The sequence below is a fragment of the Marinobacter caseinilyticus genome (genome assembly GCF_011074955.1).
GTDB lineage: Bacteria > Pseudomonadota > Gammaproteobacteria > Pseudomonadales > Oleiphilaceae > Marinobacter > Marinobacter caseinilyticus.
Window position 1 is genome coordinate 142,081 of the sequence record NZ_WUQJ01000019.1, and the last position, 21,438, is coordinate 163,518.

The 21,438-nt window shown below is 53.8% G+C and carries 16 protein-coding genes; 11 read left to right on the forward strand and 5 right to left on the reverse strand.

The features are described from left to right. The first annotated feature begins 124 nt into the window (after positions 1 to 124). From GRX64_RS09230 to GRX64_RS19720, 6 genes are read left to right on the forward strand one after another with little or no spacing between them, the layout of a single operon-like run. Positions 125 to 649 carry a GspH/FimT family pseudopilin gene (locus GRX64_RS09230; protein WP_166266517.1) on the forward strand — a complete coding sequence of 175 codons (525 nt, stop codon included), beginning with the start codon at positions 125 to 127 and terminating at the stop codon, positions 647 to 649. Positions 650 to 663: 14 nt separating this feature from the next. Further along, the gene (gene pilV / locus GRX64_RS09235; RefSeq protein ID WP_166266455.1) at positions 664 to 1,122 is read left to right on the forward strand and encodes a type IV pilus modification protein PilV; all 459 of its coding nucleotides are present in this window, start codon (positions 664 to 666) and stop codon (positions 1,120 to 1,122) included. Then, the gene (locus GRX64_RS09240) at positions 1,119 to 2,168 is read left to right on the forward strand and encodes a PilW family protein (protein ID WP_166266458.1); all 1,050 of its coding nucleotides are present in this window, start codon (positions 1,119 to 1,121) and stop codon (positions 2,166 to 2,168) included. The genes pilV and GRX64_RS09240 overlap by 4 nt, the downstream gene beginning before the upstream one ends. A 3-nt stretch (positions 2,169 to 2,171) precedes the next feature. After that, positions 2,172 to 2,726, forward strand: coding sequence for a pilus assembly PilX family protein (locus GRX64_RS09245; RefSeq protein ID WP_166266460.1), 555 nt, complete (start codon positions 2,172 to 2,174; stop codon positions 2,724 to 2,726). Between the two features lie 26 nt (positions 2,727 to 2,752). Then, positions 2,753 to 7,057: a pilus assembly protein gene (locus GRX64_RS09250; protein WP_166266463.1), complete on the forward strand. Its 4,305-nt coding sequence runs from the start codon at positions 2,753 to 2,755 to the stop codon at positions 7,055 to 7,057. A gap of 32 nt (positions 7,058 to 7,089) precedes the next feature. Then, entirely contained in the window at positions 7,090 to 7,536 is a 447-nt protein-coding gene (locus GRX64_RS19720) for a type IV pilin protein (protein WP_166266466.1), read from the forward strand. 2 nt (positions 7,537 to 7,538) lie between these two features. On the opposite strand, the gene GRX64_RS09260 is transcribed toward GRX64_RS19720, so the two are convergent. The 3 genes from GRX64_RS09260 to GRX64_RS09270 form a co-directional block, all read right to left on the reverse strand. Beyond that, positions 7,539 to 8,111 carry a GspH/FimT family pseudopilin gene (locus tag GRX64_RS09260; RefSeq protein WP_166266519.1) on the reverse strand — a complete coding sequence of 191 codons (573 nt, stop codon included), beginning with the start codon at positions 8,109 to 8,111 and terminating at the stop codon, positions 7,539 to 7,541. Between the two features lie 177 nt (positions 8,112 to 8,288). Further along, positions 8,289 to 9,659, reverse strand: a complete 1,371-nt coding sequence (locus GRX64_RS09265) for a sigma-54-dependent transcriptional regulator (RefSeq protein WP_166266469.1) — start codon at positions 9,657 to 9,659, stop codon at positions 8,289 to 8,291. 59 nt (positions 9,660 to 9,718) lie between these two features. Next, positions 9,719 to 11,368: a sensor histidine kinase gene (locus GRX64_RS09270; RefSeq protein WP_166266471.1), complete on the reverse strand. Its 1,650-nt coding sequence runs from the start codon at positions 11,366 to 11,368 to the stop codon at positions 9,719 to 9,721. A 105-nt stretch (positions 11,369 to 11,473) separates the two neighbouring features. Between GRX64_RS09270 and GRX64_RS09275 the strand changes: the two genes are divergently transcribed. Further along, positions 11,474 to 13,138, forward strand: a complete 1,665-nt coding sequence (locus GRX64_RS09275; RefSeq protein WP_166266473.1) for an NAD+ synthase — start codon at positions 11,474 to 11,476, stop codon at positions 13,136 to 13,138. Between the two features lie 137 nt (positions 13,139 to 13,275). Here the strand turns inward: GRX64_RS09275 and GRX64_RS09280 are convergent, their stop codons facing one another. Then, positions 13,276 to 14,106, reverse strand: coding sequence for an outer membrane protein assembly factor BamD (locus GRX64_RS09280; protein ID WP_166266475.1), 831 nt, complete (start codon positions 14,104 to 14,106; stop codon positions 13,276 to 13,278). Between the two features lie 140 nt (positions 14,107 to 14,246). On the opposite strand from GRX64_RS09280, the gene rluD reads away from it, so the two are divergent. The 3 genes from rluD (at position 14,247) to clpB (ending at position 18,687) form a co-directional block, all read left to right on the forward strand. Further along, positions 14,247 to 15,224 carry a 23S rRNA pseudouridine(1911/1915/1917) synthase RluD gene (gene rluD, locus GRX64_RS09285; RefSeq protein WP_166266477.1) on the forward strand — a complete coding sequence of 326 codons (978 nt, stop codon included), beginning with the start codon at positions 14,247 to 14,249 and terminating at the stop codon, positions 15,222 to 15,224. Then, a complete protein-coding gene (gene pgeF / locus GRX64_RS09290) occupies positions 15,211 to 15,963 on the forward strand; it encodes a peptidoglycan editing factor PgeF (RefSeq protein WP_207308763.1) in 753 nt (250 codons plus the stop codon). The genes rluD and pgeF overlap by 14 nt, the downstream gene beginning before the upstream one ends. Positions 15,964 to 16,110: 147 nt before the next feature. After that, positions 16,111 to 18,687 (forward strand): ATP-dependent chaperone ClpB, encoded by a 2,577-nt coding sequence (gene clpB / locus GRX64_RS09295; RefSeq protein ID WP_166266479.1) that lies wholly within the window; start codon positions 16,111 to 16,113, stop codon positions 18,685 to 18,687. Positions 18,688 to 18,773: 86 nt separating this feature from the next. Here the strand turns inward: clpB and GRX64_RS09300 are convergent, their stop codons facing one another. Further along, a complete protein-coding gene (locus GRX64_RS09300; protein WP_166266481.1) occupies positions 18,774 to 19,232 on the reverse strand; it encodes a DUF4124 domain-containing protein in 459 nt (152 codons plus the stop codon). Between the two features lie 487 nt (positions 19,233 to 19,719). On the opposite strand from GRX64_RS09300, the gene GRX64_RS09305 reads away from it, so the two are divergent. Further along, positions 19,720 to 21,438 (forward strand): acetolactate synthase 3 large subunit, encoded by a 1,719-nt coding sequence (locus GRX64_RS09305; RefSeq protein WP_166266483.1) that lies wholly within the window; start codon positions 19,720 to 19,722, stop codon positions 21,436 to 21,438.

Here is a 21,438-nt window from a genome sequence, read left to right on the forward strand (position 1 = left end):
CCATGGTCACAGTGTTGCTGACCAACCTACCGATTGTCCCCCCTGAATGGCCGTTCGTCGTTAAGTCGTGGTACGCCCGCTGACCAATGTTTAATGTTCAACTACGTCTGAATGGAAGTGATTTATGTCTCTAGCCTTAACTTCGCGAAGAAAATCTCAATCGGGTTTCACGCTCATCGAATTGATGGTCGTGATTGTCTTGATCGGTATTGCTGCCGCTTATGCGGTGCCATCTTTCACTCAGTTGATTGCCAATAACCGGGTGTCGTCTACGGTCAATGGTTTGGTTGGAACGCTCAATTTTGCCAGAAGCGAGGCAGTCAAAGCGGGACGAACGGTTAACGTGAGACCCGCCGATGGTGCGAGTTGGGACAGCGGCGTTATGGTTTGGCTGGACGCGAATGGAGACAACATTTTTGCTGGTGCAGAAGAGTTGCGGCGTTACGAGGACTTTGACGACAGTCTAACTCTGGCGACGGCAGGAGCACTATCGCAGATCGGCTTTCGAGGAAATGGTTTTCTTACGCCTTCACCAGCTACGACGTCGGAATTTGAGCTTAGTGTGAGCAGCCCAAATATAACTGGAAGCAGTTTCGTGTGCGTAGGTTTCTCTGGTCGCATAAGAACCGATAACTCTGCCTGTAATTAGTAGGAACGAGCCTCATGATAATTACGAAGTCCGCACAACGTGGCTTGAGCATGATTGAAGTGTTGATTGCGATGCTGATTTTTGCCATTGGCTTGCTTGGCGTGGCCGGCATGCAGAGCCTTGCACTGAAATCAACCAACAATTCGAATGTCCGATCTTTGGTTAACATTCACGCCTACGAGATAGTTGAGCGCATGCGCGCGAATATGGGTGCGGTCGAGACCGGGCAGTACAACAGTGTTACTGCTATCTCCGGCGCAACCAACTGCTTGCCAAGTTGTACACCTACCAACTTGGCAGCGTGGGACGCTGATGAGTGGCTTCAGAACCTCCAGGCGGATATTCCCGGTGCAACGGGATCCGTGAATTACGCGGGTGGTATTGCGGCAGTGACAATCAACTGGACAGAGCGAGGACTTGGCAACGACGCCGAAGCTCAGACGTATACTCTGCGTGCGAGGATCGATCAATGACTGGAACGAATCTTAGTAGGCAGTCTGGCGTGTCCCTGATTGAGTTTATGGTGGCAGGGGCTGTGGGACTAATACTCACGGTTGGGCTGGTGCAAATCTTCGTCAGTAACCGTCAGGCCTTTGATACGACCGCCGCCAGTGCAAATGTGCAAGAGACGGCGAGGGTTGGCACTGAAATTGTTACAAAGGCGATTCGCAATGCGGATTATTGGGGGTGTGTGACCGGTGGCGCTGTGTTCAATAACCTTGATGACACTGGCGCCGGTTATGACGCCAACGTCTTGGGATTTGGTTCGGGGCTCGATGGCACCGACAATAATACCGACGGTACAGATAATATCGTCGACGGCACTGACACCGTTACCGTTCGCGGCACCCGTGGCTCTGCGGGCATACAGATCGATGCACCGATGCCGAATTCCTCCGCCATACTAGATGTGACATCAACCAGCCTTTTAAGCGTGTCCGACATTCTCCTCATTAGCAACTGCCGCGGCGGGGATATTTTTCAGGTAACCCAACTTCCGACTGGCGGAGACAAAATTCAGCATAACTCCGGTGCAACGGTCACTCCCGGCAATGGCAAGAATAGCGGGACTTGCGCCGGTGGCGGTGGGGGTGCCAATTGCTTGTCTCAACTTTATGATGCAGGTGCTTCGGTCTTGTTGCCCTATACCGAAACTTATTTTATTGGCACTGGTGCAGACGGACGTCCGGCGCTGTTCATGCGGCGGGGAGTGTTGACCGGTGGTACAGCCGGAGGCACGCAAGACATAGAATTGATTGATGGCGTTCAGGATATGCAAATATTGTATGGAGAGGATACCAATGGCGACGGAAACACCAATGCATACAGAACCGCCGCTGCTGTTGCCGACATGGAGGATGTGATTGCGGTTCGTATCAGCCTGCTGATTCAGTCTGCACAAGATAATGTCTTCGATAGTGCGCAGGCCGTAACATTTAACGGAGCCGCTGTCGATGGCAGTGACCTACGTTTGCGCCGCGTCTACACCATGACATCGACCATCAGAAACAGGATGTAAGCCGTGACTCATTTCCGTTTGTCGGTTGTCTGCAAGCAAACTGGGGCAGCCTTATTAACCAGCCTTTTAATTCTGTTAGTGCTTTCACTTTTGGCAATTGCTTCTATGCAGCGTGTCTCATTACAGGAACGCATGGTGTCGGCAATACGGGATGGCCAGATTGCATTGGAGGCTGCAGAATACGCCGCCCGCGAGGCAGAGCGGGTGCTGGAAAACAACACAGTTACATTGGGCAATTTTGGTGTTCTGAGTGGGCTGTACAATCAAGCAACCGCGCCCAATATATACGCTGCAACCACGTGGGCTAGCGGCAGCGGGTCACCTTCGGTTGCTGCCACAGGATTCCCAACCACGGAGTTAGCCGAAGTGCCCCGTTATCTGATTGAACATGTTGGTCAAGTGACGAATCAGGAGCAAATTAACGACCTTGCCGTTGGTAATTATGGCGGCGCAGGGTCTGCCGCTCCTCCAGAAGGTTTCCGCATTGTCGCTTGGAGTTCAGGTCGGACCGGTCAGTCGCGTCGAATCATTGAGGTTTATTACGGGAAGGGCGGTTAGCCTTTTTCAGCATCGGAGTTCTGTTTATGAACACACGCTATCGGCACACTTTAAACGTTCTAGCCGGATTGGTATTTACCCTGCCAGCCGCTGGTTACTCGGCGCTGGTCGAGCCGGCTGATGAACCACTGTTTCTCTCCGGCACTGTTAAACACAATGTAATGCTGGCGATAGATGACTCAGGCAGCATGGACTTCGAGACCCTATTTAGCGCAAACGACGGCGCCCTCTGGTTGGATGAGAACGGTTCGTTCGTTAAATCAGATGGCACCCTCAATGATGCTGGCGAGACAGGGGTTCTCTCACAGAGCAATGGTGGGAAATACACGTACATTATCCCTAATGGACGGAATGGCACCTATGACGGGAGAAAAATTCTATCGGGTCATTATGCCGTGCCGCCGATCAAACCGTTCGCGTTCGCAAGGAGCGGTGCATTCAACAAATCCTACTATGACCCAAATGTTCAGTATGACCCATGGCCATCTTATGGCGGATTAACGTTTAATGACATTGAGCCCACGTCAGCACCATTTGATGCCAGACGCTCAAGTCAAACAAACTTGGATCTCACCGCAAATATTAATACTGCGGGTAAGGCCGACTGGGGTTTTACGGTTAGTGATGCTGATATGCCATGCACTGACGCGGGAGGTCGCTGCGGTTCAACGGGCACGAAGGACTATACTTATTTCCCCGCCCATTATTACGTGGTTCGCACCTCTGGGGAATATACTTACACGCCAACCTTGGGCGGCTCTGTCTATGACGCAACCAAGTCTGTTCTTCTAGAAGCCGAAGACGCCACAGTAATGGGTGCGTTTCAAAAGGCCTCGTCGCCAACCAGCACCATTTCGAATCTGACGCTTATTGATTCAGCATCCGTGAATGACTACGCGGGTGTTGACGCTACAGTTGTCAGCTCACTCGATACACCGCCTTTGGCCAGTGTCAGTCAGTTGGATTTCAGTTTTGAGCCCAAGCAGGCCGGGGATCACGTTATTTGGCTTCGACGCCGCATGCCTGATGGGAATTCCGACTCATTCTGGTTAAACATGGTTGGAAAAGTTCAGGGAGACTTCACTGAAATCACGCCTGGGAATGAGACCTGGGTAACTTCCGCCGGTGAAGACTGGAACCAATGGTGGCAGGGACATACTGCAAGCGAAAGTTGGGTCTGGGAACCTTGGGCCAAATTGAACTTTTCGAGTGCGTTTTCCAGCGAAAGTTTAAGAATTCGCCACCGTGAAGCGAACGTTTACCTTGACCAAGTATTAATTACGCCGGAATTGGCCGAACCTGTTGGAGCGGTATCAACAACGTCAACACCGCGGGCAAGTGTTACCCGTAACTGTACTACCGATCCCGACCCCTCTCATTACGGTCAGTTTGTGGCCGATACCTCGCAGTTTTCTGGGGTAGACGCGATCGGTCCAGGAGGGGAGTGTTTGACGCGAGTGGACATAAAACCTATCACTTCATCCTATTCCTATACTGATGACACTGGCGCTAGCCAGTCGCGAACTTACGCGGAGGAAATTACCAATTTTGCCAACTGGTTTACCTATTACCGCCGGAGACACCAATCCATCCGTGGCGGTCTGGCCAGCGCATTCCAGGGCCTCGGGGGCATTCAGGTTGGGTTGTTTTGGATCAACAACCGTCGGGATGTGTCCATGTATGATATGGACAGTTCGACGGACGTTACGGCCTTTCTTACTGAGCAGTACAATTACGTCAGCAGTGGGGGAACACCCAATCGTGAAGCCCTCAACCATGCAGCGTTGCAGTTGAAAAGAACCGACACTGACGCCCCTATTGCTCAGGAATGTCAAAAAAACTTCACGCTACTGTTTACGGATGGTTTTTCCGATAACAGCACGGTTGGCGGCATTAACAACGCAGATGGAAGTGCAGGCTCGCCGTATCAGGATGCTTACAGCAGTTCGCTGGGAGATATTGCGTACAAATATTACCTGGAAAACCTGAGGCCGGATCTGACCGTGGGTAAGGTTAGAGTTCCCTCCGGGTGTAATTTGGCAACGCCCGATGCGAGTCTTGATTGCAATGCCAATATTCACATGAATACTTATACGGCTGGCTTGGGCGCACAGGGACAAGTGTTTGGTGTTACGCACAACAATGTTGCCGACGCGTATTCAAATCCACCAACCTGGCCGGATACAGGGACACGTGACAGGAGAATGATTGACGATCTTTACCATGCGTCGGTAAACGGCCGCGGCGAAATGTTCAATGCATCCACGCCAGCTGATTTGCGCCGTGAGTTGGCCTCCGCACTCCGGGATATTATTGCCTCGATCGGCAATGCATCGAGCGTATCATTTAACACGGGTACCTTGAATTCAGACAGTCTTGTGTTCAGCGCTTCATTCAATTCTACCGCCTGGAGCGGTGATTTGTCCGCCCGAGCGCTGGATGCCAATACCGGCGACGTTGCCACGACTGCATCGTGGAGTGCCGCCACACAACTCGACAACCAGGCTCCGGGAAACCGGGTGATCGTGACCTATTCCAATGACAGTGCCGATGGTGTGCCTTTCCGCTGGGATCCCTTGGTTCTTGATACCGGTCAGATTGCCGATCTGGCTCGCTCAAATTTGCCGCTGGGCCTGCCAGATTTGACGTTGGCCGAACGCCGTTTGAATTACCTTCGCGGCACCAGGACTGGCGAAGGTCAGGCGTTTCGGAATCGCGCCAATGTGCTCGGCGATATTGTCCACTCAACCCCCCTATTTGTAGGGGATCCGAAATTGGATTGGCCGGATGCTGGTAATTTTGGTGTGGCTGGTGATCGTTACTCGAGATTTAAGAATATTACCGCGAGAGGCCGCACGCCTGTCATTTACGTGGGCTCCAACGATGGTATGCTTCACGGCTTTAACGGCAAGGCGTTGACGACCGATGGCGGTGGCCAGGAAATTCTTGGTTATGTTCCACGCTCTGTATTCTCAACTGATTCCGGTGCCGGTCTCAGTTATCTAACACAGCCAGATTACGGGCATCGATATTACGTTGACCTCACACCCCAGGCCGTTGACATATACACCAAGGCATCACCCACAGGCAGTGCCGCCTGGAGGACTGCGTTAATTGGCGGTTTGCGGAACGGTGGCGTTGGGTTTTTCGCCTTGGACGTAACCGATCCCAGTACTTTTTCTGAAGCGAACGCGGACGATCTGGTTTTGTGGGAATTCAACGAGAATCACGACCGACGATTAAATTACGCTTTGAGCGAGCCCTCGGTGGGGCTTATGCCTAACGGTCGTTGGGCCTTGATACTGGGGAATGGACTGTCAAACGGTACAGATCCTCTGGATGAAAAGACCGGTGTTTTCATCGTCTACATGGATGGTGGCCTATCGGGATCCTGGACTGAGGGGGCGGACTATGAGTTCATCGAATTGGCCGATACTGGTGGTTTATCTGCGGTGCAGCCAATAGACACCGATGGCGACTCAATCATTGATCGTGTGTACGGCGGCGACCAGTCTGGAAATATGTGGGTCGTGGATGTGAGTTCTTCGAATTCTGGTCAGTGGGAATCTGCCTTCAAGGATGGAAACAGCGCTGGTGCTTTACCTGTGCCGCTCTATACGGCCACAGACAGCGTGGGCAATCCTCAGCCAATATCCACACGCCCTTTGGTGATCCGAAACGTCAATGCACCGGCGGGTAGCGAAGGCAGCAATGGCGAGAACTACATGGTGTACTTTGGCACCGGTCGTTACTTCACTCAAGGCGATGCAAGTGACACGTCCTTACAGACATTTTATGGTGTTTGGGATCGTGGCGATCCAGCACTTGTCAGGACAAACTTGGTAGACCAGACCCTCAGTGAGGTTGTCACCGCTACAAAACGGCTTAGAAAGAGCAGCAGCAGCCTGATTGATTGGGACAACTCCAGTGGTAACGGGCGAGAGTATGGCTGGCGCATGGATTTGCCTGAATCAGGTGAGCGAGTCATCAATCCTGCTCAACTCCGCGGTGAAATTGTTTTTTTTGAAACATTCACACCATCTCAATCCGCCTGTGAAGGCGGTGGGTCCTCTTGGTTAATGTCAGTGGACCAGGATGGTTCGAATCCCGAAAAGCCGATATTTGATACCAACGGTGATGGATTGATTGATAGTAATGACGGTCTGTACGTTGGTGAAAAGAGCAATAATCAAGGCACGGGTGGAACCGCTTTTCTTGACGACTACCAGTACCTCAATACGCCAGAAAAGCCAGAGAAACGTGAAGTTGAGGTCGGCGAATCCGGGCAACGTACAGGGCGCCTTGGTTGGCAGGAACTGTTGGAGCCATAAGTCATTTAGCCCACTGCCCTGTAGTGGGCTAAATGCACTTATTAAGTATTGGTCAATTGGACTCTAAATTGGTGATCAAGATGTTTCGAAAGGTAGGTGGGCAAACAGGTTTTACGTTACTTGAGTTGATGGTTGTGGTTGCCGTTATCGGCATACTGGCGGCGATTGCCGTACCTAGGTATGAACAATATGTGAGGGACGCTCGGGCAACAGATGCGAAAGGCGCGCTTATGGCTCTTGCGAGTCGTCTTGAGCGGTTTCACACCCAGAATTCAACATACACTGGGGCTGTGCTGGGCGCTGGAGGGATATTTCCTGCCGAAGCCCCGATAGAAGGCACTCCAAAATATTACGATCTGGTGATCGTTGCGGCGAACACAAATGCCACCAGCTTTCGAATTGAGGCGCAGCCAAAAAACGGCCAAGGTGGCAATACATTTGCCTTACTCTCGACCGGCCAGCGGATAGACTGGGAGTAGAGCTAGGGATCATTCGTGCAGGTAATGGCCTGGCCGTCGGAACCTTCGACAATACCATCCCCGTCCCTGTCCTGCGCGTGTCCCAGGCGGCCTCCCATGTTGATGCGAAGCTGAATTGCGTTGGTGTCCATGTTGTTGTCTGGACACCAAATGATGTTTCCGATGGCCGAGCGCGCCATGCCAGTGGCTCGGTACCCAAAGTAGCGACGATTTGCGGTATTGATTGTGAGCCGGCCAGTTGATGGTGGTCCGATGGTGCGTAAGATCTGATTTTGTTGTCTTAGCTGCCGTGTTCTGTCTGGGTCGCGAAACAGAATGATGGGTTTTGACCAATCACGGCTACATAGTCCATGGATGTCGAGCGGGCAGATAGTGACTGAGGTGCCTTCCTGAATAGCGATAGTTCTGGCTAAATTAAATCCGGATATCAGATTGGTTATTGTGGTTCGTTTGTGGGAGCTTTCAACAAGATTTAAAATGCCGGGAAGGGCAATGCCCGAGGCTATGGCCATCAGGGCCATAACTATCAGAACTTCAAGTAAGGTGTATCCTGGCGTGTCCATACTGGAATTCATCTCTTATACGTCCTGTATTTAGAGTTAAAGGGTTCTAATCGATATCCATCACCCTTTCAGACGTCATGTCCGGGCGGGGGATGATAGCTGTTTTGGGTTTGTAGTTGCTGCAAGCGATATCAGTGACAAGGTGTGAGTGATTGGCCTTCTACGCTGCTGCATCTGTCCGAACGATTGTTATTCCATTCCCAATTTCTTCAACTTGTATCTCAGCGCACGAAAACTGATCCCCAAGCGTTTAGCCGCCGCCGTTTTATTCCATCGGGTCGCCTCCAGTGCCCTCTCAATGGCCTGACGTTCTATCGTTTCAAGGTAGTTTTCCAAGTCGAGCTCCCCTTCCGGCAAGGGCACGCCTTCACCTTTGGGCGCTTGTTCCACCTGATCGGGCGTCTTCGGTGTGCTGCCAAGCTGGAGCTCATCGGCATCGATGTTATCGGCATCGCACAGCGTAAAGGCGCGCTCAAGAATGTTTTCCAGTTCTCTCACGTTGCCTGGGAAGCCGTAGCTTTTTAAGCGGTCAATGGCTTCTTTGGTCAGTATCGCGGGCGCACATTCGTATTCCTTGGCAATGCGCGTCAGTATGTGATGGGCGAGCAGAGGAATATCGTCGGGTCGCGCTCGTAAGGGCGGCACCATCAGTTCAATAACGTTGATCCGGTAGAATAGGTCCTGGCGGAATTGGCCAGATTGCACCAGCTCCGGAAGGTTTTTATGCGTGGCACTCAGCACCCGGATATCCACTGCGAATTCTTTTGGCTCGCCAACCGGTCGCACGGCTTTTTCCTGAATGGCCCGCAACAGCTTGACCTGCATAGCCAGCGGCAAGTCCGCAACCTCATCCAGGAACAGCGTACCGCCGTTTGCGGATCGGAAGAGCCCATCCTTGTTGTCGGTGGCGCCCGTAAAGCTGCCTTTTTTGTGACCGAAAAATTCACTTTCCATCAATTCTGACGGTATGGCACCACAGTTCACCGCTATAAAAGGACCATCGGCTCTTGGGCCCTGTAGGTGGACCATCCGCGCCACCAGCTCTTTGCCGCTGCCGGATTCACCGCTGATAAATACCGGTGCCTGGCTCCTGGCGAGCTTACGGGTTTGATTGCGCAAGCGCTTGATCTCGGGCGACTGCCCCAGTAACAGCCCCGGCTCATCGCCTTCGATACTGTGAGTAGAAGCCGGTTCTGATAATTTTAACGCGCTGTTGACCAGGTCCCGCAGTCGAGGTAACTCAACGGGTTTTGACACAAAGTCAAAAGCGCCCGCTTTCAGGGCTTCAATTGCTGTATCCATACTGCCATAAGCGGTGATAACGGCCGCCGGTGTATTCGGACTTTGCTGTTGAATCCACTGGACAAGCTCAATGCCATTACCGTCCGGCAGGTTCATGTCCGTCAGGCAGAGATCGACCGTGGCACCCTGCAGCAGACTTTTTGCCGTAGTAATGTCTGGTGCCAGGAGGGTCGTAATGCCCATTCGGGTCAGAGTGATGTCCAACAGTTCCCGGATATCCGGCTCATCGTCAACTATCAGCGCGGTATGGGTGGTCATGAAATCAGGTCTCGTTCGAGTTATTTTTGCTGTTTTAGCACGCTTGGCGTTTTGCCGTGCTAGATGTGCCGCCCATGATGGGCAAAAGTGATGCGGAAGCAGCAACCTGGCTGGTCATCTTCAAGCAGCGACAGGTGAGCTTGGTTAGCCTCGCACAGTTCCCGCGCCAAATAAAGGCCGAGCCCGGTGCCGCTTTTATCGGTGGTAAAAAACGGTTCGAAAACCGAGCTACGATGTTCAACATCAATGCCAGGGCCCTCATCCCGAATATCCAAAAACGCACGCTCACCGTCGGCGGATGCTCCTGCGGTCATCAAAATGCACAGCGTGTCACTCTGCAAGAGGCTGAAGCGTAAACCGTTGTCACAGAGATTGACCAATACCTGCTCAAGTTGGCTGCGGTCAAAACGAGCAGGAGGTATGGTTTGGGCCAGAGATAGTTCAATCTCGATGGGTTGTCCCCGGGCCGCGCCAGCTGTTTGTTTATAGTCCTCGCAAAATTCCGTAAGCCACTCAGCTAGATCGACCAGCTCAGTGTCGGCGGCTTGTCGCCGGGAAAGGTCCAGCACATTCTCGACAATGCCATTCACACGCCTCGAATGGCGCTGAATAATTTCCAGCATCTTGCGATCACCGGTATCGAGGTGCTCCGATTCCGCCATCAGTTGGGCCGCGTGGCTGATCGCGCCCAGGGGATTGCGAATTTCGTGGGCAATGCCTGCGGTCAATCGCCCCAAAGACGCTAATTTCATTTGTTGCGCCTGCTGGGTTACCTTGCTCATATCTTCAATGAAAACCAGAATCTGGTCACCGCGCTCCTGATGAAGGCGAGTAAAGTTCGCCTGCAGTAAAGGCGATAAGGGGCCAGCCTGAAACGGTTCTGTCCGGAGTGCAGGCGTTTTCAACCATTGCTCCAAACCCTGCTTCAGAGGAGCCGGCAGTGGGTAGCGGGGTGACGCTGGATCTTGGCCTTTGATGCTGGCACCGCCGGACAGCAGTTCATCTGCTGCGGCATTGGCCAGCCGAACAAGGCCGAACCGATCCGTCACAAGGATGCCGGTTCGCATTCGCTGAATGATCTGCCGATTGATCTGCTCAAGCTCAATGATGCTGAGCGCGCGTGAGCTTGCCAGTTCTTCGCTGCGCACCATTCTGTGGGTGATATTTTGCAGCAGGAACGCGGCCGCAAAATATAGGATGCCCAGAGAACCAGCCCTGACGATTTCATCGGGGTTGTGATTCAAGGTAACGACGGACCATCCGGCGACCCCCAACGAGCATAGGGCCGCCAGGGCAGCGTAAAATATGCCCATACGGCTGGGCGTGAGTATATTGCCCGCCGCCACCGACACGATCACCAGATTAGCAAGACCACCGGTAATGCCAGTGCTGAACAGCAGAAACCCGTGCATGGCCAATACGTCGATGAGAATGGAGAGTGTTATATGGCGCTGCTGCGGTCGAAATCCGGCCATCATGAGTAAGGCCAGGAAAACATTGAGCGCGAGGTAGGAAAGTACACTGGCCTGATAAAGGTCTGGCATTTTAAACCGGAGGTTGATTTCTCCGAAGCTCACGAAGAGCAACGCGGCGAGAATGAAGCTCACCACCAAACGATAATGATTGTAGATGCGGAACAATCTCGCGCGCTGATCCTGTTTGGGGGAGGCCTGCCAGACGGCGCTATTGGAAGGGGCGGAATCAGCCATGGGTGTCGGTCTTTCCAGTTGCAAACAGTGGGTTCAACGCGAGAAATCTGTTTCGGGACAGGGTTATAATAGCCTTTAAATGGCAATAAGTTACAGGAGCTCAGTATGTCACAGCGGTTCGACGACCCGTCCAGCCTCGCCTCACCCGTAAAACTTCGGGTAATTATGGCCCAACTGGACTTCCTGGTTGGCGATATCCCTGGCAACACCAAAACGGTGATTGCCGCTGCACGTCGTGCGGAGCAGGACCATCAGGCCGATGTGGTGGTGTTCCCTGAGTTGTGTTTGACCGGTTACCCCCCGGAAGACTTGTTGCTTCGTCCCAGTCTGGATGTCCGTGTTCGTGAGGCCATGGAGGTGTTGGCGGCCGAGCGGTTTTCCGCCGCCCTGGTGCTTGGTCTGCCGGTTCGCCATCATGGCCTGCTGTATAATGCCGCCGTAGTCATTCAGGCGGGCGAGGTTGTTTGCCATTATTTCAAGCAATTTCCGCCAAACTATCAGGTTTTTGACGAAAAGCGATACTTCGCAGCTGGTCATGAGTCGTGTGTGGTTGAGCTGCGGGGGGTGCCTGTTGGCTTGACTGTCTGTGAGGATCTCTGGAGTGATGGTCCGGTTGAAGCGGCCTCGGCAGCGGGCGCGCGGTTGATCCTCAACCTGAATGCCTCCCCCTACGATATAGGCAAACAGGCGCGCCGAAAGGCCCTGCTTGAGCGCAAGGCCCGGGATAATCAAGTCAGTATTGTTTATACCAACCTGGTTGGCGGCCAGGATGAGCTGGTTTTCGACGGGGGCTCCATGGTGTTCGACCACTCGGGGGCGTTGGCGGTTGAAGCGCCACAATTCCAGGAAGGCCTCTATCCAGTGGATTTCCTCTTTGAATATCACTGTCAGCCCCTATCCCAGGCGATACCTCCCGAGCCTTCCCTGGAACAGAATGTCTACAATGCATTAGTGCTGGGTGTTAAGGATTACGTCAACAAGAATGGCTTTAAATCGGTGGTGTTAGGCCTCTCTGGCGGCATAGATTCGGCATTGACGCTGGCAGTGGCGGTGGATGCGCTGGGTCCGGACCGTGTGCGTGCGGTGATGATGCCATTTCGGTATACGTCGGACATCAGTCTGGAGGACGCCGCGGCCGAAGCACGAACACTGGGTGTTCAGTACGATGTGTTTTCCATTGAACCTATGTACGACGCGTTTATGGCGACGCTGGCAGCGCCATTTGAAGGACGGCAGCCGGATACCACCGAGGAAAACCTTCAGGCACGCTTGCGGGGTGTGCTGTTGATGTCACTGTCGAACAAGTTTCGCTCTCTGGTACTGACAACGGGCAATAAGAGTGAGATGGCGGTGGGTTATTCGACCCTCTACGGCGACATGGCCGGCGGTTTTGACGTTCTGAAGGATGTTCCGAAAACGATGGTGTTTCAGCTGTCCAGGTATCGCAATACGGTATCGGCCGTCATCCCCGAACGCGTGATTACCCGGCCGCCTTCGGCCGAATTGGCACCCGACCAGAAAGACGAAGACAGCCTGCCAGGCTACGACGTGCTCGACCAGATTCTCAACCTGTATGTGGAGCGGGATTTCAGTGCCGACGCCATTGTGGCAGAAGGCTTTGACCGGGTGGATGTTGAACGGGTCGTCCGCCTTGTGGACATCAACGAGTACAAGCGCCGGCAGGCACCAATTGGCGTGAGGATTACGGAACGCGGTTTTGGCAAAGATCGCCGGTACCCGATCACCAATGGCTGGAAAATCGGGAATTGATAGGATCCGGTGTGTCTGGTCGCCTTGCCCCGTGCTCCCGAAATTGACGTCGGGGCACCTTACCTGGATCCAGCCCCCTCATAGTGGCCAAAGCCGCTCCTAGTCTGGCGATAAATTTTGAGAACGTGTCAGGAAAATTACTCGTCGCCCATCAGTCCAAACGTTACAACACTGGTCAGCGAGCGGTCTTCCCGTTTTAGCATGGTGCCCTGGAATTCCTTGTCTTCATTGAAGGCATCACTGTTGGGGTAGTTCAGGGCCAACAGTTTAATGGCATCGTTGGCGGCTTTTTTGAGATCTAGAAACTGGTAGGTTTCGGCCAGAATAATGAGCGCCGTTTCCACCGATGGCGTGGTCGAATAGTTTTCGACCACGAAGCGGGCGCGATTGTTGGCGGCAACATAGGCTTCGCGTTTGATGTAATAGCGCGCTGCATGAATTTCCAGTTCTGCCAGCCGGTTACGAATGGCAATCATGCGCTGGCGGGCATCGGGGGCGTACTCGCTGTCGGGGTAGCGGTTTAACAACTCTGAAAAATCCCGGAATGACTGACGTTGCTCCCCCGGTGAGCGTTCGGTGGGGTCAATGGGAAAATAACGGGCGGCAAGGCTGACATCGAGGTTATAGGATGCCAGTCCACGCATGTATAGTGCATAGTCTGCGTGTTGGCTTTGGGGGTGCAGGCGCAGAAAACGATCGGCGGCTGCACGGGCTCCTTCCAGGTCAAGATTCTGGTAACGTGAATAGATCAAGTCGAGCTGAGCTTGCTCCGCGTAGCGGCCAAACGGATAGTAGGTTTCAAGGAAGTCCAGGTTGCGTTCCGCCTCGTTAAAATTGCCCGACTTCATTGCGTCCCGGGCCTGCTCATAATAGATTTCTTCCGGCAGTACCTCTTCTTCCTGGTTTGTTGCACAGGCGCTGATCAGTATAAAAACGGACAATAGTAGTAATCGAAAACCTGATCTCATGCCGGAATCCCGTATAATGAAGCCAATAACCGAATGGATCGTCATTGTAACGAGGATAACGCTCGATGTGCAGGGGCGATTGGCATTCGGTGCGCATTTCTGTCACATGCGTAACACTCATCCAAATGTTTAGGCCTTGAATGACTTCCGATAACCGGATACTTGCTGATTTTTCCATTCCACCCGAGTTTAGCGATCACCGGCTGGACCAAGCGGCTGCCGAGTTAATGCCAGAGCATTCGCGGTCGCGTTTGCAAACCTGGATAAAAAGCGGTGCCCTGACAGTGAATGGCAAGCAGTGCAGGCCCAAAGACAAAGTGATGCTTGGTGATCGTCTGCACCTCGATGCCGAGCCCGAATCCCAGGTCTCCTGGCAGGCCGAGTCGATCACGCTTGACATCGTTTATGAAGATGAACATCTGCTGGTGATCAACAAGCCCGCCGGTTTGGTGGTGCATCCAGCGGCGGGCCACGCTGACGGGACTCTGGTCAACGCCTTGCTGCATCATGCCCCGGAAGTCGAAAATTTACCGCGCGCCGGTATTGTTCACCGTCTGGACAAAGACACCTCTGGGATTATGGTGGTCGCCCGGAGCCTGATTGCACACACGTCATTGGTGGATCAGCTCCAATCTCGAAGCATGGGGCGCGAGTACGAGGCGGTGGCCATTGGCACTATGACTGGGGGCGCTACCGTTGATGCGCCGATCGGCCGGCATCCCCGGGAGCGCAAAAAAATGGCAGTGGTGCCTTCTGGCAAACCGGCGGTCACGCATTATCGTGTCCTGGAACGGTTTTCGGCTCATACCCATGTCCGCTGTAAGCTGGAAAGTGGCCGCACCCACCAAATTCGAGTGCACATGGCACATGTGCGTCACCCGTTGGTGGGTGACCAGCAGTATGGCGGTCGTCCACGTCTGCCAAAAGGCAGCACCGAGTCACTGCGGGCGACGTTAACCGGGTTTCAGCGCCAGGCCTTGCATGCACGTCAGTTGACGCTGGACCATCCGGTAACCGGCGAATCCCTTACTTGGGAGGTGGCGCTGCCCGATGATATGACCCGTTTGCTGGCCGCGTTGCGGCAGCATGTTCTGGACCTCAAGAATGACGTCGTCTGAACTGACATTGATCCGGCCTGAATGGCCGGCGCCGGTTTCGGTCAGAGCCGTTACAACGACCCGGCTCGGTGGCACCAGTGGCGAGCCCTGGGCCTCCCTCAATTTAGGGGATCACGTCGGCGATGACCCCAGTCATGTTGCCGCTAATCGAACCATCCTGGCCGATCGCCTCGGGATACCGGCTGAACGCTTTGGCTGGCTCAACCAGGTCCATGGCACTCATACGGTCAAGCTTCCATTGGCTGGTTCGCTGCCTCCCAGCGCCGACGCCAGTGTTACGTTTGAGCGTGGCCAAGTGTGCGCCATATTGACAGCGGACTGCCTGCCGGTTTTGTTCTGTGATGCCGAAGGCAGTCGTGTGGCTGCGGCCCATGCGGGCTGGCGAGGCTTGTGTAACGGCGTGCTGGAGCAAACTGTGGCCGCTTTGGGTGAGCCCGCAACCCTGATGGCCTGGCTGGGTCCCGCTATCGGTCCGGCCAGTTTTGAAGTGGGCCCAGAGGTACGAGATGCATTTGTTGCCAGGCAGAGCCAGGCGGCACAAGCATTTGCACCGGTAGGTGCGCGACCAGGCCATTATCTGGCTGACATCTACCAGTTGGCTCGCTTACGCTTGCAACAGTTGGGTGTCACCTGCGTTTATGGTGGTAACTGGTGCACGGTGAGAGAACCGGCCCGGTTCTTCTCGTTTCGCCGTGACGGCCAGACGGGTCGCATGGCCAGCGTCATCTGGTTGAATTGACCGACATCAAGTTTCTGGCCAGTGCCAGGCCCTGCCGCTTGAAGTCCCCCTTACTGCCCCTACATTAAGTATCAAAGAACCACGGATCTGCAGACGTTTCGCAGGGCATTCGTGGCATGCGTATTAGACATCAGGAACTCCCAGATCATGAGAATCGACAAACTCACCAGTCGCCTGCAAACCGCGCTCGCCGAAGCCCAATCGCTGGCGGTTGGTAAAGACCACAATTTTATCGAACCGGTTCACCTGATGCAGGTGCTGCTGGATCAGGAAAACAGTGCCATCAAGCCCTTGCTGACCCAAGCGGGCGCTGAGGCGGGTCGTCTGCGCCAGGCCATTGCTCGAGAGATTGACAACTTGCCGGAGGTGCAGGGTTCGGCTGGTGATGTGGCCATGTCGAACGACATGGGGCGGCTGTTCAATATCGCCGATAAGCTGGCGCAAAAGCGAAAAGATCAGTTCATCTCCAGCGAACTTCTTTTGCTGGCCGCATTGGAGGACCGGGGGACGCTAGGCCGTGTGCTCCGCGAACAGGGTGTCAACAAGCAGGCACTTGAATCGGCTATTGAGCAAGTCCGTGGCGGTGAGTCTGTTGACGACCCAGGGGCGGAAGAAAATCGACAGGCGCTCGCCAAATACACCATTGATCTGACCGAACGCGCCGCAGCCGGTAAGCTTGACCCGGTCATTGGGCGCGACGATGAGATTCGCCGAACCATTCAGGTACTGCAGCGACGCCGTAAAAATAACCCCGTACTCATTGGTGAGCCGGGCGTGGGCAAGACGGCTATTGTTGAGGGTTTGGCGCAACGCATTGTGAATGGCGAAGTACCGGACGGATTGAAGGACAAAAAAGTATTGTCGCTGGACATGGGCTCTCTCATCGCGGGTGCCAAGTTCCGCGGCGAATTTGAAGAGCGCATGAAAGCTGTGTTGAATGAGCTGTCCAAACAGGAAGGCCAGATCATCCTGTTTATTGATGAGTTACACACCGTGGTCGGCGCCGGCAAAGCCGAGGGCTCGATGGATGCGGGCAACATGCTCAAGCCGGCGTTGGCCCGGGGTGAGTTGCACTGCGTCGGGGCCACCACGCTGGACGAATACCGTCAGCATATAGAAAAAGACGCGGCGTTGGAGCGTCGTTTCCAGAAAGTACTGGTGTCAGAGCCCAGCGAAGAAGACACCATCGCAATCTTGCGGGGTCTGAAGGAACGCTATGAAGTCCACCACGGCGTTGAAGTGACCGATGGCGCTATTATTGCGGCTGCCCGATTGTCCCATCGCTACATCACCGATCGGCAGTTGCCTGACAAAGCCATCGACCTGGTTGATGAAGCCGCCAGCCAGATCCGGATGGAAATGGATTCCAAGCCGGAAGCATTGGATCGGCTTGAGCGCAGGCTAATTCAGCTCAAGATCGAACGCGAAGCCCTCAAGAAAGAAACCGATGAGAATTCGAAAAAGCGGCTGTCCGAACTCAAGGAAGTGATCGCGAAAGTCGAGCGGGAGTTTGCCGATCTGGAAGAGATCTGGAACACAGAAAAAGCCGCCCTGCATGGCTCACAGAAGATCAAAAGTCAGCTGGAGCAAGCGCGTATCGATCTTGAGAGTGCGCGCCGCGCAGGCGATCTGGGCAAAATGTCGGAGCTCCAGTATGGGCGCATTCCGGAGTTGGAGCGCCAATTGGATATGGCAAGTCAGGCTGAAATGATGGAAATGACGCTGTTGCGCAATCGGGTAACCGATGAAGAGATTGCCGAAGTGGTGTCAAAGTGGACCGGCATCCCGGTGTCCAAAATGCTTGAGGGTGAGCGGGATAAACTCATGCGCATGGAAGAGGCGCTGCACCAGCGAGTTATCGGACAGGATGAAGCTGTCGAGGCGGTTTCCAATGCGGTACGACGATCAAGGGCAGGGCTGTCCGATCCCAGCCGACCCAATGGTTCGTTCTTGTTTCTCGGCCCAACCGGTGTGGGTAAAACCGAGTTGTGTAAAGCGTTGGCCTTTTTCCTGTTTGATACCGAAGAAGCCATGGTGCGGATTGATATGTCGGAATTTATGGAGAAGCATTCGGTTGCCCGGCTGATCGGTGCCCCTCCAGGCTATGTGGGCTACGAAGAGGGCGGCTATTTGACCGAGGCGGTCCGTCGCAGACCTTATTCGGTGCTGTTGTTGGACGAGGTTGAGAAGGCTCATCCGGATGTCTTTAATGTTCTCCTGCAGGTACTCGAGGACGGGCGTTTGACGGATGGTCAGGGCAGAACCGTGGATTTCCGCAATACGGTTATTGTGATGACCTCAAATCTGGGCTCAGACATTATTCAGGCGATGGCCGGCGAGGAAAACTACGAAAACATGAAGCAGGCGGTCATGGAAGAAGTTGGAACCCACTTCCGTCCGGAGTTTATCAATCGGGTTGACGAAGTGGTGGTATTCCACCCCCTGGCTGAAACCCAGATTCAAGGCATCGCCAAGGTTCAGGTTGAACTGCTCAACAAGCGGCTGAAAGAACAGGAGATGTCCTTGTCGCTGGATGAGTCCGCCATGGCCTTGCTGGCCAAAGTTGGTTACGACCCGGTTTACGGTGCGCGACCGTTGAAACGGTCCATTCAGCGCATGATCGAAAATCCATTGGCGCAACGATTGCTCAATGGTGAGTTCGTGCCTGGGGATGCCATAGTCAGCACCGTGGAAGATCATAAGCTGGTCTTCACCAAAGGCTAACTCTGTTCCCATGATCGACATGACGCCCAGCCGGAACGGACTGGGCGTTTTTATATCTCTCTGGCTAATACGGCCAGGGCTCGGGCTTATTCGGCAGCCGGACCACAGTTTTTATCGGCGATGTCCTGATGTTTTTCGCGCTGCTCGTCAATCTCCTCTGGCGACAAATAACGCTGTTCGCCGTTTTCTTCCACGCGAATTCGGGCATTGGAATTCATAATGCTGAGATTGCTGCGGGCGGTTTCACAATTTGCCTTGCGCTGTTTCTGACGGGCTTCCTCGACCGCAGACAAATTGGCGCGCTCCACTTTACTTTGTTTGCGTTCGTCCAGTTTTTGCATCTGCTCCTGGGCACTCGGCGAAGCGTTCTCCGAGTTTGGCCGACCGGTGCGGACATTGACGGATTCGGCGTTCTGTCCGACGGGTTGACGATCGCCAAAGTGGGTGACACCACGATCGTCGGTCCACTTATAAACAGAAGCACTGAGTGCCAGCGCAGGCGACATCATCAGAATGAGGGCAACTACAAATACTTTGGTTGTCATGAATACACTCACAAAACGTTTGCTGAAAACGACCGAACATTTCGGTTAGCGCTCTGGGTCATGATGGTGCCACGTTGCACGAATCATTTCTTCAGCTTAGTTCAAAACTCTTAATAAATGCACGTGCCAGTTGGCGAATGCTGACGTTAATGTTGGCCACCGCTATTGACACGGAGTTTCCCGCTGTCAAAATTACCGATTGCCTGAAAACTGGGGCTAATACGGCAGGTAACCCCGAGCAGTATTCCCCGTTGATTACCACACTGAACGCTCCGTGCACCGCGCGGAAAATGGTTGCATTTGCGTGTAACCCGTTGATTGGCCGTCCTCCGGAACCCTCAGGAGTGTGCGGTTGGCCAGGAGACAACCTCTCGTCTAATGGTGTGGCGGAACATCCGGTCCAGCTTTCACAAGAAGCTTTTGTGCCGGGTATCCAGGCAACCGGGAGAATTTCCGGCACATTCACTCGTAATAGAGGGTAAACAACGTGGAGTTATTGTCTGGCGCCGATATGCTGATTCGGTCCCTTCAAGACGAAGGCATCGAATACATATACGGCTATCCGGGTGGCGCAGCGCTGCATATTTATGACGCGCTGTTTAGGCAGGACAAAGTCAAACATATTCTGGTCCGACACGAGCAGGCCGCTGTCCACATGGCAGACGGGTACGCTCGTGCAACTGGAAAACCGGGCACCGTACTGGTGACCTCGGGTCCTGGCGCCACAAATACCATTACCGGCATTGCAACGGCCTTCATGGACTCCATTCCGATGGTGGTCTTGTGTGGTCAGGTTGCCTCGACGCTGATTGGCGAAGACGCGTTTCAGGAAACCGATATGATTGGTGTTTCCCGACCGGTAGTAAAACACAATCTGAGCGTGCGTCATCCGGAAGAAATTCCAGAGGTGGTTGCCAAGGCCTATTATATTGCAGCGACAGGGCGCCCCGGACCGGTTGTTGTGGATATCCCAAAGGATATGACCACGCCCAATGAGCGCTACGAGTATCTGTACCCTAAAAAGGTCAAGCTGCGTTCCTACAATCCGGCCATTCGAGGCCACGCGGGGCAGATTAAAAAAGCCGTCGATATGATGGTGGCAGCCAAACGCCCGGTAATCTATGCCGGCGGTGGTGTTGTGTTGGGTAAGGCCTCAAAACAGCTGGCAGACCTGGCTCATTTGCTGGGTTGTCCAGTGACCAATACCCTAATGGGGATTGGCGGGTTTCCCGCATCTGACAAGCAGCACATCGGCTGGCTGGGCATGCATGGCACCTACGAGTCCAATATGGTCATGCACCACTCGGATCTGATCCTGTGTGTGGGCGCGCGTTTCGATGACCGTGTGACCAATGCGACGGAGAAGTTCTGTCCGGGCGCACGAATCGTTCACATTGATATCGATCCCGCTTCTATTTCCAAAACCATCAACGCCGATGTTCCGATTGTTGGCCCGGTGGATGCGGTCTTGAAAGAGATGATTGGGCTGGTCAAGGAAAGCGCGGAAAAACCGGATGCGGAAGCATTGGCGGCCTGGTGGAAGCAAATAGAGGAGTGGCGGGCGTTTCATGGCATGCGTTATGAAACCAGCGACACTCACATCAAACCCCAGGAAGTGGTGGAAGCGGTTTGGCGTTTAACCGGCGGTGACGCCTATGTCACCTCGGATGTCGGTCAGCACCAGATGTTTGCCGCCCAATACTATAAATTCGACAAACCCAACCGCTGGATCAACTCCGGTGGCCTTGGCACCATGGGGTTCGGCTTGCCCGCTGCTATGGGCGTCAAACTTAACTTTCCCGATGACGAAGTGGTTTGTTTCACCGGTGAGGGCAGTATCCAGATGAACATTCAGGAGCTGTCCACCTGCAAGCAATACAACTTGCCGGTTAAGATCGTCAACCTGAACAACCAGGCGCTGGGCATGGTTAAGCAGTGGCAGGATATGAACTACGAGTCTCGTCACTCTCAGTCTTACATGGGATCATTGCCCGATTTCGTGAAACTTGCAGAGGCCTACGGCCATGTGGGTATCCGGATCGACAAAAAGGAAGACCTTGAACCAAAGCTCAAGGAAGCCTTTGCCATGAAAGACAAGCTGGTGTTCCTCGATATCTATGTTGATCCCTACGAGCATGTGTATCCCATGCAAGTGGCTCGTGGCTCAATGAAAGATATGTGGCTCAGCAAAACGGAGAGGGTCTGA